At 70.6% G+C, this 13,370-nt stretch carries 6 protein-coding genes; 1 reads left to right on the plus strand and 5 read right to left on the minus strand.

Annotated features, from left to right (window positions below; translation table 11 throughout):
* Positions 1-255: 255 nt before the first annotated feature.
* The 3 genes from CSC64_RS06325 to CSC64_RS06335 form a co-directional block, all read right to left on the minus strand.
* Positions 256-660 (minus strand): HU family DNA-binding protein, encoded by a 405-nt coding sequence (locus CSC64_RS06325; protein WP_162434485.1) that lies wholly within the window; start codon positions 658-660, stop codon positions 256-258.
* A 326-nt stretch (positions 661-986) separates the two neighbouring features.
* Positions 987-2,597, minus strand: coding sequence for an alpha-glucosidase family protein (locus tag CSC64_RS06330; protein WP_162434486.1), 1,611 nt, complete (start codon positions 2,595-2,597; stop codon positions 987-989).
* 134 nt (positions 2,598-2,731) lie between these two features.
* Positions 2,732-5,464 (minus strand): TonB-dependent receptor, encoded by a 2,733-nt coding sequence (locus CSC64_RS06335; RefSeq protein WP_162434487.1) that lies wholly within the window; start codon positions 5,462-5,464, stop codon positions 2,732-2,734.
* Between the two features lie 294 nt (positions 5,465-5,758).
* Between CSC64_RS06335 and CSC64_RS06340 the strand changes: the two genes are divergently transcribed.
* Positions 5,759-8,332 (plus strand): alpha-amylase family glycosyl hydrolase, encoded by a 2,574-nt coding sequence (locus CSC64_RS06340; protein WP_238389788.1) that lies wholly within the window; start codon positions 5,759-5,761, stop codon positions 8,330-8,332.
* Between the two features lie 52 nt (positions 8,333-8,384).
* On the opposite strand, the gene CSC64_RS06345 is transcribed toward CSC64_RS06340, so the two are convergent.
* Together CSC64_RS06345 and CSC64_RS06350 are read right to left on the minus strand one after the other, a co-directional pair.
* A complete protein-coding gene (locus CSC64_RS06345; protein ID WP_162434489.1) occupies positions 8,385-10,496 on the minus strand; it encodes a glycoside hydrolase family 97 protein in 2,112 nt (703 codons plus the stop codon).
* Between the two features lie 10 nt (positions 10,497-10,506).
* Positions 10,507-13,335, minus strand: coding sequence for an alpha-1,6-glucosidase domain-containing protein (locus tag CSC64_RS06350; RefSeq protein ID WP_238389789.1), 2,829 nt, complete (start codon positions 13,333-13,335; stop codon positions 10,507-10,509).
* Positions 13,336-13,370 lie beyond the last annotated feature (35 nt).

Raw genomic sequence — 13,370 nt, forward strand, 5'->3', positions numbered from 1 at the left:
CGCCGTACCTTGGGTATATGGCCCAAGTGGCACATGGATGTGCCACGGCCCTTCGTAAAGACAGGATGTCGTCCCGAAGGGTGGGCCATATACCCAAGGTGCGGCGGCCCCCGCCGGAGCCGACGCTCTTGCTCGATCGCTCGCGCGCCAGCCAGGCAGCCAGGCAGCCCCACGCTTCCCCCCGCGAGAAGGGCAAAACAAAACGGGGCGGCATCGCTGCCGCCCCGTCGGGAAACCCCTGGATTTCGCGCCTGATCAGGCCGCGGCGTCCTTGAGCTTCTTCAGCGGACGCACCTTGACCTTCACCGAAGCCGGCTTGGCGGCGAACCACTGCTCTTCCTTGGTGAACGGGTTGATGCCCTTGCGCTTCGGCTTGGCCGGAACCTTGACCGCAGTGACCTTGAACAGGCCCGGCAGAGTGAAGCTGCCCGCGCCCTTCTTGCTGATCGCGCCGGAGACCGCGCCTTCGACCGCGGCGAGCACGGCCTTGACGTCCTTGGCGGCCACGCCGCTGGTCTCGGCCAGATGCTTGACCAGGGCGGACTTGCCCAGCACTTCCTTCAGCGGCTTGACGGCAGCCGGAGCCGCCTTCTTCGGAGCGGCCTTCGCCGCTTTCGGCGCGGCCTTCTTGGCGGCCGGCTTCTTGGTGGTCTTCGCCATAACTTTCCTGTTCCGTTCGAAATTGGGTGGTTTGGTTCACCGACGGCGTCGGCAACGCGAATGTAGGACATGCGCGGCCCGCCGCCAAGGGGAAAGCCGGGAAATTTCGCAGCAAACGCGCCCTGGGCGACCTGCCGGCGCGTGGCGGTGGCGGGTCGCGCCCCGGTGCCGCGTCCGCCGCGGCATCCCGCCGCGGTCGCCGCCCTTGCGCCGGACCAGCATTTTTCCAGGGGTTTTCGTGAGCGCCGGCACGATTCCAGGGGCGGGCCGCGGGCCGGGGGTGCAGCTTCCGCGATCGGCCCGCGGCGATGCAGGCGCCGCCGGTTTCAGCCGGCGGCGTGCAGGAAACCCCAGGCCGGGAGCGCCACCTGCGCGCCCTCGATCGCGGGTACGGCGCCGCCGTTACCCTGCAGCGGCATCCAGGAGCCCGGCGGCAACCGCAGCGTCGCCGGCGCGGCGGACAGGTTGAACGCCGCCAGCAGGCGCTGCCCCCCGGCTTCGCGGACGAAGGCCAGCACCGGCTCGCCGGCATCGACGAAGGCGATCGAGCCATGCACCAGCGCCGGCTGTTCCCGGCGCCAGCGCATGAAGGCGCGGAACGCATTGAGCACCGAATCCGGATCGCCGTCCTGCGCGGCGACCGACAGCGCCCGGTGCCCGGCCGGCACCGGCAGCCACGGCGCGCCGGTGCTGAAGCCGGCATCGTCGGCGCCGGTCCACGGCATCGGCGTGCGGCAGCCGTCGCGACCCTTGAAGTTCGGCCAGAAGGTGATGCCGTAGGGATCCTGCAGCGCCTCGAACGGCACGTCGGCCTCCGGCAACCCCAGTTCCTCGCCCTGGTAGATGCATACCGAACCGCGCAGCGAGCAGACCATCGCCACCAGCATCTTCGCCAGTTGCGGGGAAGGGTTTTCGCCGCCCCAGCGGGTCACCGCGCGGCGCACGTCGTGGTTGGACACCGCCCAGCACGGCCAGCCCTCGGCCATCGCCGCTTCCAGGCGCGAGACGGTGCCGCGGATGTAGCCGGCGCTGAAATCGTCGACCAGCAGCTCGAAGCTGTAGCCCATATGCAGGCGCTTGCCGGAGGTGTATTCGGCGGTGGTCGCCAGCGAGTCCTCCGAGGAGATCTCGCCCAGGCTGGTCGCGCCCGGGTAGCGGTCGAGCAGGGCGCGCACCTGTTCCAGGAACGGCAGGTTTTCCGGCTGCGTGTTGTTGTACCAGTGGTACTGGAAGGCGTAGGGGTTGTCCGCGCTGAAGCCGCGGCCGACGCGCTGCTCGGCAGGCTTGGGCGGGTTGTCGCGCAGCTGCGCGTCGTGGAAGCAGAAGTTGATCGAATCCAGGCGGAAGCCGTCCACGCCGCGGTCCAGCCAGAAACCGATGTAGTCCAGGGTGGCCTGCCGCACTTCGGGGTTGTGGAAGTTCAGCTGGGGCTGCGAGGACAGGAAGTTGTGCAGGTAGTACTGGCAGCGCCGCGGCTCCCAGCGCCACGCCACGCCACCGAAGATCGACAGCCAGTTGTTGGGCGGGGTGCCGTCCTCGCGCGCGTCGGCCCACACGTACCAGTCGGCCCTGGGATTGGTGCGGTCCTGGCGGCTCTCGCGGAACCACGCGTGCTCGTCGGAGGTATGGCTGAAGACCTGGTCGATCATCACCTTCAGGCCCAGCGAATGCGCCTTCGCCAGCAGCCGGTCGAAGTCGTCCAGGGTGCCGAACAGCGGATCAACCGCGCGCTGGTCGGCGATGTCGTAGCCGAAATCGGCCATCGGCGACTTGAAGAACGGCGAGATCCAGATCGCGTCCACGCCCAGCGAGGCCACGTAGTCGAGCCGGTCGACGATGCCGGGCAGGTCGCCCACGCCGTCGCCGTCGGTGTCCAGGAAGCTGCGCGGGTAGATCTGGTAGATGACGGCGCCGCGCCACCAGGGGGAGTGGTTCATTGGGTTCCGTTCCGGTGTGGCCTGGGGTCGCGCTGCAGGCGGCCTCCCACGAGGCGGAGAGGACCGTCGCGCCGGAGCAGGGTCCGGCGCGGCGGGGGGCCCCGCCGTGGGAGCGGCGGGGCGGAGGGTGTGGCTCAGAAGCGGTAGTTCACGCCGAGCAGGATCGTGCGGCCCCACTCGATGTTCTCGAGCGGGCGGTCCTTGGTGCCGGCGTAGGTCCGGTACGACTCGTTGGTCAGGTTCTGGCCCTGCAGGAGCAGGGTCATCCCGGCCAGGCTGCCGCTGCCGAAGGTGTAGCTCACCTGCGCGTCGGTGATGTTCTCGCCGACCACGTAGCGCAGGGTGCGGTTGCCGGCGAAGTTGCCGATCTCGCCGATGAAGTCCGAGCGGCGGCGCTGGTTGACGCGGGCCTCGAAGCCGTTGCGCTCGTAGTACAGCGTCCAGTTGTACACCCGGTCGGACAGGCCCGGCAGGCTGATCGGGTCGCTGCCCACGCTGCTGGCGCTCTCCGGGTCGCGGATGGTGATGCTGCTGTCGAAGAAGCTGGCGCTGGCGACGACGCCGAAGCCGGTCAGCGCTTCGCTGAACAGGTCGAACGGCAGCGACGCGGTCAGTTCCAGGCCCTGCAGCGAGCCACCTTCGCCGTTCATCGGCTGGGTGAAGTCGCCGTACTGCTGCGGCGGCGGCGCGCTCGGGTTGCTCGGCACGTAGTCGGCCAGCAGGTCCGAGAAGTCGTAGTTGTTGTTGGTCTGGGTGTAGAGGTAGCTCTCCAGGTCCTTGTAGAAGTAGGCGGCGGCCACGTAGGCCTTGGTGCCGAAGTACTTCTCGTAGGACAGGTCGAAGGCGTTGGCGCGCCACGGCTCGAGCTCCGGATTGCCGCCGTTGGCCCAGGGCCGGCCGGTGGTGTCGCTGACGCCCCATTCCAGCGAGGTGCGCAGCTGGTCCACGCGCGGCCGCGCGACCTGCTTGCCCAGGCCCACGCGCAGCATCTGCTCGTGGTCGAAGGCGAAGGCCAGGTTCATGTTCGGCAGCACGTCGGTGTAGGTCTTGCCACCCTCGACCGGGCGCACTTCCTCGCCGGCCGGGCGCGTGCTGTCCCAGATGTTGGCGTTCGAGCTCTGGTCCACGCGCTGGATCTGCACGCCGATGTTGCCGGTCACCGGCACGCCGCCCCATTCGGTGTCCAGGTTGGCGCGCACGAAGGCGGTGGTGATCTCCTCGTCGACCGTCCACGCCTTGGGAATCAGCCAGGGCTGGTCCTCGACCGGGTCGAAGGTCATGTAGCGGTCGACCGCCCCGGGCACGTTCCAGGAAGGGATGTAGCCGACGCCGGCGAAGCCGAGGTTGACCCGGTCGTACTGCAGGTCGCTGGCGATCGCGGTCGGGCCCTGCGCGCCGAGGTTGATGTTGCCTTCCGGCTGGCGCTTGTCCTTCTGCCGGTCGGCGTAGTTCAGGCCGACGTCGAAGTCGGAGAACCAGCCGGCGCCGGGGAAGGTGGCCTGCAGCCGCACGGTGGTCAGCTCGTCTTCCACCCGCGGGGTCTTGCCGTAGCCGGAGCCGTAGATGGTGTTGTTGAGGTAGAGCTGGCTGGCGTCGGAGTAGTCGCGGCCCGGGACCAGTTGGGAGAAGCCGTTGCTGCGGAAGTCCAGGGCGATCGAGTCCAGCTGCGGCATCGGGTACAGCTGCAGGTTGTTCTCCAGGTTCAGCTCGTCGCGCTCGGCCCGGGAATAGCCGACGTCGAACAGCACGTCGACGCTGCCGGCGTTGAACTCGTTGGCCCAGCCGAACGCGTCGATCTTGTCCTCGCGCTTGTTGTACATGCCGCGGACCAGGGGGTAGACGTTGTTGGCCACGCCGCCGGTGAAGGTGTTGTTGTCGTTGATGACCGGGTCGGTGACCTCGAGCCGGCCGAAGCCGCCGTTGTAGTCGCCGATGTGCACTTCGAACTGGTTGGCGGTGTCTTCCTGCTCGGCCCGGGAATAGAACAGGTCCAGGGTGCTGGTCCAGGCGTTGGACGGGCGGAATTGCAGGGTAGCCATGACCGCGTTGCGATCGACTTCGCCGGTGCGGCGCAGCGCCTTGATGCCGTCGGAGTAGTAGGTGCCGGCGGGCACGCCGGGGCGCCAGTTGTCGCCGATCGCCTGCCACGGCTCGTACAGGCCGACCTGGTTTTCCTGGATGGCGCTGTTGGAGCTGGAGAAGCCGATCGCCACGCCGAAGGTGTCGTCGGCGAACTTGCCTATCCAGGTGGCGTTGATGCGGTGGCCGTCGGCGTCGGAGTTGGCCGCGTCGCCGAGCGAGTTGCGCTGGTAGCGCGCACCGAGCATGACCGCGTTGCCGTCATACGACAGCGGGCGGATGGTCTGCATGTCGATCGTGCCCGACAGGCCCTGGCCGACCAGCGCCGCGTCGGGGGTCTTGTACACGGTCACGCCATTGACCAGCTCGGACGGGTACTGGTCGAACTCGACGCTGCGGTTGTCGCCGGTGCTGACCATCTCGCGGCCGTTGAGCAGCGTGGTGGAGAAGTCGGGCGACAGGCCGCGGACGCTGATCACCTGGGCACGGCCGGCCACGCGCTGGGCGGCCAGGCCGGGCAGGCGAGCGATCGATTCGGCGATGCTGATGTCGGGCAGCTTGCCCAGGTCCTCGGCCGAGATCGCCTCGACGATCGAAGTGGAATCGCGCTTGGTCGAGATCGCGCCCTCGATGCCGGCGCGGATGCCGGTGACGACGATGGTGTCGAGTTCGGTGGTGGCCGGGTCTTCCTGGCCGGCCTCGGCGGTCTGGGCCTGCGCGGCGGTGGCGGTCAGCAGGATCGCCGACGCGAGCGCCGTACTCAGCAGGTTGCGCTGCATGTTCAACATTTTCCCCTCCCAGGCAATGTCGGAAATTCTCGGGTTGTGGTGTGCTGCCGTGCCGTTTGTGGTTCGCGATGGCGCGCTTGCGGCGGCGTTACGGTGCGAAGCCATGGTAGATGCGCGCCGCGCGTCCGGAAGATTCCTGCATACGTATTCATTGCGATTGCCGCCGTGCGCGCGACCGGGCGTGCAGGCGCGATGGAATACTCGTGCCGGGATCGCGGGCCCTGGCAGGGCGGCGGATGGAGGGAACGGATGCGCGGAACCGCACGGCGCGCACGCGTCGCATGTTGCATTGCAATGTGGTGTGTGGCCGTGGTGGCGCGGGCGGCGGCGCCGCCGGCGTGCGCCGATGCCGGCGCGAACGGTGCGGAACTGCCGGACTGGCGCGACCAGGTGGTCTACTTCGCGATGATCGACCGCTTCGACGACGGCGATCCGCGGAACAACGACCAGGGCACGGGCGAATACGACCCGGCCGACAACGCGCGCTGGAGCGGTGGCGACCTGCATGGGCTGCGGCGTCGCCTGGACTACATCCACGGGCTGGGTGCCACCGCGCTGTGGATCACCCCGCCGGTGGCGCAGCAGTGGTGGAACCCGCGGGCGCGCTACGGCGGCTACCCCGGCTACTGGGCCGAGCATTTCTCCGCGGTGGACGCGCACTACGGCGACCTCGCCGACTACCGCGCCCTGGCCGACGCGCTGCACGCCTGCGGCATGGCCCTGGTCCAGGACGTGGTGGTGAACCACACCGGCGACTATTTCGGGTACGCGGACGGAGCATGGAGCGCGGACGACCCGGCGCGCGGCTTCGTGCGCCACCCGGATGGACGTGGGCGCCTGACACCCCGCCAGGCGCCGTTCGACCGCAACGACGCGCACGATGGCGGCGACCGCGCCGCGTCGATCTACCACTGGACGCCGGATATCGCCGATTTCGGCGACCGGCGCCAGGAAACCGATTTCCAGCTGTCCGGGCTGGACGACCTGGACACGGAGAACCCGCAGGTGCGCCGCGCCCTGCGCCGCGTGTACGGCGACTGGATCGCGCGCGTCGGCGTGGACGCGTTCCGCATCGACACCGCGTTCTACGTGCCCGAGGAATATTTCCGTGACTTCCTCTACGCCGACGACGCCCAGGCGCCCGGGATCATGGAGGCGGCGAGGCGCGCGGGGCGGCCGCGCTTCCATGTGTTCGGCGAGGGCTTCGCCATCGATCGCGCCTACGACGACGCCGGTGCGCGCAAGGTCGAGCGCTACGCCACCGATGCGCAGGGGCGCCCGCTGCTGCCGGGAATGATCAACTTCCCGCTGTACGGCACGCTCGGCGACGTCTTCGCGCGCGGCCGGCCCACCGCCGAGCTGGCCTGGCGGATCGGCAACATGATGCAGGTGCACGCGCGCCCGCAGCTGATGCCGACCTTCGTCGACAACCACGACGTGGACAGGTTCCTGGCCGGAGGTAGCGAGGCAGGGCTGAAGCAGGCGCTGCTGGCGATCATGACCCTGCCCGGCATCCCCACCGTCTACTACGGCACCGAGCAGGGCTTCACCGGGCAGCGCGAGGCGATGTTCGCCGGCGGCCACGGCAGCGGCGGACGCGACCGCTTCGACACCGGCGCGCCGCTGTACCGCTACCTGCAGCGGGCGATCGCGCTGCGTCGCGGCGACCTGCTGTTCTCGCGCGGCGCGCCGGTGGTCCTGGCCGAGACTCCCGCCGCACCCGGTGCGCTGGCCTGGCGCATGGACCACGAGGGGCGCAGCGCACTGGTCGCGTTCAATTCCGCCGACGGCCCCACGCTGCTCGCGGGACTGGAAACCGGCCTGCCTGCCGGTACGGTGCTCGAGCCGCTGTTCGCCATCGACGGGCAGGCGCCGCGGCTGGTGGTCGATGCACGCGGGCGCGTGGACGCCGTGCTGCCGCCGCGCGCCGGCTGGGTATGGAAGGCCGGCGGCCGTGAAGCCGTTGTCGCGGGCGGCGTGGAAAGTACGATCGATCCATTGCCGGCCACGGTCGAGGGCGACCTGCGCGTGGCCGGCCGTGCGCCCGGGCCCGGGCAGGTGCGGCTGGTGCTCGATGGCGATCTTGAAGCGGCGACCACGATCGTGGCCGGCAGCGACGGCCGCTGGCAGGCCACGCTGGATACGGCGGGCCTGGTCGACCCGCAGGCGGAGCATGTCCTGGTGGCCTGGTCGCCGGAGCAGGCGCTGGCCTCGCCGTCGCAGCGGTTCCGCGTGCAGCGGCATTGGCGCGAGCTGGCACGCGTGGAAGATCCGGCCGGCGACGACCATGGGCCCGGCGGCCGGTACGTTTATCCGGTCGACGCCAGCTGGCGCGGGCGGCATACGCTGGACCTGCTGGGCGCGACGGTCTCCGCTTCCGGCGGTTCGCTGAAGATCGACCTGCGCCTGCGCGACCTGGTCGCCGACTGGAACCCGCCCAACGGCTTCGACCACCTCGCCGTCACCGCCTACCTGCAGCTGCCCGGCCGCGCCGGTGGCGCCACGGTGATGCCGCTGCAGGACGCATCACTGCCCGGCGGCATGCGCTGGCACTACCGCCTGCGCGCCGGCGGCTGGAGCAACGCGCTGTTCTCCAGCGAGGGCGCCTCGGCGCAAGGGGAGGGCACGCCATCGCAGCTGGCGGCGCGGGTGGACGTGGATCGCGAACGTGGCACCCTGTCCTTCGTGCTGCCCGCCGCAGCGATCGGTCGTCCGGCATCGCTGTCCGGTGTCGTGCTGCATGTCACGACCTGGGACTACGACGGCGGCTACCGCGCGCTGGCGCCGCAGCCGGGCGGGCACATCTTCGGCGGCGGCGACGTGCGCGGCCCGAAGGTGATGGACGAGCTGCGCATCGTCCTGCCCTGACCGTAGAGCCGACCAGGGCTGGCTCCACGCACGCCGCCATTCCGGAGGTGCGTTACAGCGGCACGAAGCGGATCGCCTGGCCGCCGCCGGCCGCCAGGTGCAGGCGCAGGGTGTCGTCGCTGCGCACCTCGCGGGTCTCGCGGACGAAGTCGAACGGTGCGGTCTTCCAGTCGGCGCCGTCGCCGTCGCGGTAGATCTCGGCACGGTAGCGGCGGCCCGGGTCGAGGAACGACAGCGGCACCTGCAGCTCGCGCGCCTCTTCGTTGGTGACGCTGCCCAGGAACCATTCTCCGCCGCCGCGCGCCTTGCGGGCGAAGGTGACGTAGTCGCCGACCTCGCCGTCCAGCACGAGGCTTTCCTCCCAGTCCACCGCCACGTCGCGGATGAACTGGAACGCATCCCGATGTTGCGCATAGTGCTCGGGCAGGTCGGCGACCATCTGGATCGGGCTGTAGATCACCACGTACAGCGCCAGCTGCTTGGCCAGGGTGCTCTCGATCCGTTGGCCGCCGCGGCCCTTGAGGCTGACGATGCCGGGGGTGAAATCCATCGGCCCGCCGAGCATGCGGGTGAACACCAGAGTGGCCTCGTGGCCCGGCGGGTTCGGCGGCTGGGCCCAGGCGTTGAACTCCATGCCACGCGCGCCTTCGCGCGAGACCCAGTTCGGGTAGGTGCGGCGCAGGCCGGTGTCCTTGATCGGCTCGTGCGCGTTGATCGCGATGCGGCGCTTCGCCGCTTCCTCGACCACGCGCAGGTGGTGGCGGCTCATCCACTGGCCCTCGTGCCATTCGCGCACCACCGGGCCACCGGCATGGTCCTGGCGCTGGATGTCGCCGGCGTCGCAGACGTAGCCGGTCTTGACCACGTCCACGCCGTTGCGTGCGTACAGGTCCAGTGCGGCCGGCAGCTGGCGCTCGTAGTGGCTCACCGCGCAGGCGGTCTCGTGGTGGCCGATCAGGTGCACGCCTTTCGCCGCGCCGTAGGCGGCCAGGCCTTCCAGGTCGAAGTCGGCGGTGGGCCGGGTGAAGTCGAAGCCCCAGCCGTTGGCGAACCAGTCGCCGTCCCAGCCCGGGTTCCAGCCTTCCACAAGCACGCCGCGGAAGCCGTTCTCCGCGGCGAAGTCGATGTACTTCTTCGTGTTGGCGGTGGTGGCGCCGTGCTTCGGCCCGGTGCCCCAGGTCTCCAGCTCCAGGTGCAGCGACCACCACACGCCGACGTACTTGGCCGGCTTGAACCAGCTGACGTCGCCGATGCGGTTGGGTTCGTTGAGGTTGAGGATGAGGTTGGATCCGGCCAGGTCGCCGGCACGTTCGCCGACCTGGATCGTGCGCCAGGGCGTGGCGAACGGGACGGCGCGCACCACCGCGGTACCGCGGTCGTCGCCGGGGGTGAGCGCGGCGCGCAGCACGCCGCCGTCGCCCTTGGCCAGGTTCATGCCGGCGTAGTCGACCAGCGCGGCCTCGTGGATGGCGATGTGCAGGCCACGGTCGGTGCGCAGCGTGATCGGGGTCTGCGCGGTACCCACTTCGGACAGCGGCGTGCGCGAGTACAGGTATTCCTCGCGGTTCCATTCGAACGCCGGGATCCACCAGGCCGTGGCCGGGCGCGCGACCGCGAATTCGGTCAGCTCCTGGCGGATCCGGACCTCGTCCATGGCCGGCTGGCGCGGGAACTCGTAGCGGAAGCCGACGCCGTCGTCGTAGACGCGGAACACCACGTCGAAGCGGCGGCCGTCCTTCCTGCCGCCGGTTGGCTTCTCGGCGAAGCTGGCGCGCAGCTCGTTGTAGTGGTTGCGGATGAAGCGGCGCTCGCCCCAGGGCTGCTCCCAGGTCTGGTCGAAGCTGCGGCTGGACTGGCCGGCCAGTTCCAGGTTGCGCTCCAGGCGGCCGTCGCCGAGCAGGAAGCCCAGGCGCGAGGCCGCGATCGTCGCCTCGCCGTTGCGTTCGACCCGGTAGGCCAGGCGGCCTTCGTGCTGCGATTCCAGGATCACCACGATCGAGCCGTCGGGCGAGGCGACGCGCGCCAGGTCCGCGGCGCGCGCGGGCAGCACCAGCGTGGCCAGCAACGCCAGCGCGGCGGCCGGCAGCCACGGATGCGGGCGCGGGCCCGGACGCAGGCACGAGCGCGGATGCGGAGCGGGCAGGGCGGTGGCGGACGGATTCATGGCGTTCCTCTCATTCCAGGACATAGACCAGGGCGGTGCGCGGCGGCACGGTGAAGCGGCCGCGGGTGGGATCGAAGCGGGCCTGCGTGCGCGGGCGCGGATCGGCCGCGCCGGCTTCCAGGTGCACCGGGTGCAGCACGTAGCGCTTGCCGCGCTCGCCGGGGAGCTCCAGCACCTGCGCCTGCGGCGAGGTGTTGAGCAGGTACAGCACCGAGGCGAAGCGCGCGCCTTCCAGGCCGTCGCCGTCAAGGCGGCCGGCGATCACCAGCGGGTTCTGCGCTGGCCCGGTATTGGGGAAGTGCAGGCGTGCGCCGACCTCGTCCGCCGTGCGCAGGCGGAACAGCGGCGAGCTGGCGCGGATCCGCAGCAGGTCGCGCAACGCGTCGCGGGCGAAGGCGATGTCCTCCGGCGCCGGCCGGATCGAGGCATCGGCCAGCCGCGGCGCGATCCACGGCCAGTTGCCCTCGTTGCCGCTGGCCGGCGGCAGCCCGGTGCCGAAGAAGTTGTCGCGATAGCTCCAGTCCAGCCGGTTGAACCAGTCGCCGGAGTCGTAGCTGTTGCGGTCCATCGACTTGGAGCGCAGCGTGTCGATGCCGGCATGGAAGTAGGCCACGCCCTGGCTGAAGGCGGTGGCCGCCATGCCCAGCACCTGCACCCGCGCGCGGTCGTGCGCGGAAGTGCCACGCGGCAGGCGGAACGCGTTGAGGTCGAACAGGGTCTCGTTGTCGTGGTTCTCGACGTAGTTGACCACCTCGCCTGGCGCGCTCGCGTAGCCGGCGGGCTGGCCGTTGTAGTCGATCGCATGCAGTGGCTGGTGGGTGCCGTCGGCGGTCTCAAGCACGTAGTCGCGCAGGGTGCCGGCCAGGCCGACCCTGGCCAGGTCGGCGGCGCGCAGCAGGTCCGCACGACCCAGCGCCGGATCGGCCTCGTCGTTGGGCGCGAACACCAGTCCGTTGAGCCAGCCCTGGCGGGCAACCTTGTCCGCGCCGCTGTCGCCCGGCCCGCCGCCGCGCAGCGCGTCGCGCGCGCGGTCGCTGAAGGTGCCGATGCCGCTGCCGCCCAGTGCCAGCTGCGAGGCCTGGACGAAGCGCCGGCCGTCGGCGACCTCGCCGAAGTTCCAGCCTTCGCCGATCAGCTGCACCGGGCGCCCGGCGACGGCGTCGACCCGGCGCTGCAGCGCTTCCATCGCCGCGCGCGGCTGGTGGCCCATCAGGTCGAAGCGGAACGAATCGATCCGGTAGTGGCGCACCCACAGCGCGGCCGAATCGAGCATCAGCCGCGCCATCATCAGGTGTTCGGTGGCGGTGTTCTCGCAGCAGGTACTGCGTTCGATCCGGCCGGCGGCATCGAGGCGGTGGTAGTAGCCGGGCACGATCCGGTCCAGCACCGAGCGCTCGTCCTGGCCGGCGGCGAAGGTGTGGTTGTAGACCACGTCCATGCCCACGCGCAGGCCCAGCCCATGCAGCGCCATCACCATCGCGCGGAACTCGCGGATCCGCGCGTCGCCGTCGGACGGGTCGCTGGCGTAGCTGCCTTCGGGCGCATTGAAATGGAACGGGTCGTAGCCCCAGTTGAAGCAGTCGCGGTCGGCCACGGCCATCACCGCGGCCTGCTGCGCGGGGCTGTCGGCGGCGGCATCGGGGACCTGCGGGGTGGCGCAGCCGGATTCGGGCACGCTGGCGAAGTCGTACACCGGCAGCAGGTGCAGGTCGGTGAGCCCGGCGCGGGCCAGCGCGCGCAGGTGGGCCATGCCGGCGCTGCCGCCATTGGTGAAGGCCAGGTACTTCCCCCGGTGCGCCGCGGCGACCGTGGCATCGCCGATCGAGAAATCGCGCACGTGCAGTTCGTAGATCGACATGTCCGCCTGCGCGCGCAGTGGTGCCGGGCGTGGCGCGGCGTCCCAGCCCGCGGGCTTGAGCGCAGGGTCGTCCAGGTCGGCGATGAAACTGCGCCGCGAGTCGGCGCCCAGCCCGACCGAGTACGGATCGGTGACCCGGTTGCGGACCAGGCCGGTGCCCGGCGCGTGCACCTCGACCAGGTAGTCGTAGTAGCGCCCGCGCAGGTCGCCGGGAAGCGTCGCCGACCAGATGCCGGTGGCCGCATCGAAGCGAAGCGGCTCGCGCCGGAGCGCTGGCCGTGCATCGCCCGGATAGACGCATACAGACACCGTGCGCGCGGTCGGCGCCCATACGCCGAAACGGGTGCCCGACGGTGCCGGATGCGCACCCAGCTCCGGCGCATCGGCGGCGGACGCATACAGGTCGTCCAGCGCGCCCGGGTGCTGCAGCGCGGTGGCTTCGAGCACGTGTCCGCCCGCGTCCTCGCGCACCAGCACCAGCGCCTGTGTGAACAGGTCGCGCAGGCGGGCATCGTCGAGGTCGTGCACCAGCGTCGCGCCCTGGCCCACGTGCGGGAAGCGCGCGGTGACCGCGGCCGCCAGCGGCGTGGAGTCCGGCTGCAGCGCGATGGCGCCATCGGCGCCGGTGACGTGTTCGCCGGCCACCGCGCGGATGCCGCCGCGTGCGGCGTGGTACAGCCGGTAGCGCGCACCCGCATCGGCGCCGGGCCAGCGGATCGTGCGCCGGTCCAGCCACAGGGCGCGCGCTTCGGCCGGCGCGCCGCGATCGGCGACCAGCACGGTTTCGAAACCCGCGTCGCAGGCTTCTGCAGGAAGCGGGGAGGCCTGCGCGGCGGCCATGGAAAAAACCGGCAGCAGGAGGAAACCCGGCCAGCAGTGCACCGCGCGCCGGGTGACGCCTGTACCGCGGCTGCTTTCGCCGCCGCGTGTCCTGTCCCGCATCGCGCCCTCCCAGGCCTCGTCGATGTCGCGCTGCCCCACTATTCCATGCTGCCCACGCTGTCCGTCCCGGTATG

The organism is Pseudoxanthomonas koreensis (assembly GCF_010093225.1).
GTDB lineage: Bacteria > Pseudomonadota > Gammaproteobacteria > Xanthomonadales > Xanthomonadaceae > Pseudoxanthomonas > Pseudoxanthomonas koreensis.

Coding starts and splice junctions, on each gene's coding strand:
- CSC64_RS06345 (WP_162434489.1), bottom strand. CDS start 10,496: ATGAATCCGTCCGCCACCGCCCTGCCCGCTCCGCATCCGCGCTCGTGC.
- CSC64_RS06330 (WP_162434486.1), bottom strand. CDS start 2,597: ATGAACCACTCCCCCTGGTGGCGCGGCGCCGTCATCTACCAGATCTAC.
- CSC64_RS06335 (WP_162434487.1), bottom strand. CDS start 5,464: ATGTTGAACATGCAGCGCAACCTGCTGAGTACGGCGCTCGCGTCGGCG.
- CSC64_RS06325 (WP_162434485.1), bottom strand. CDS start 660: ATGGCGAAGACCACCAAGAAGCCGGCCGCCAAGAAGGCCGCGCCGAAA.
- CSC64_RS06340 (WP_238389788.1), top strand. CDS start 5,759: ATGTGGTGTGTGGCCGTGGTGGCGCGGGCGGCGGCGCCGCCGGCGTGC.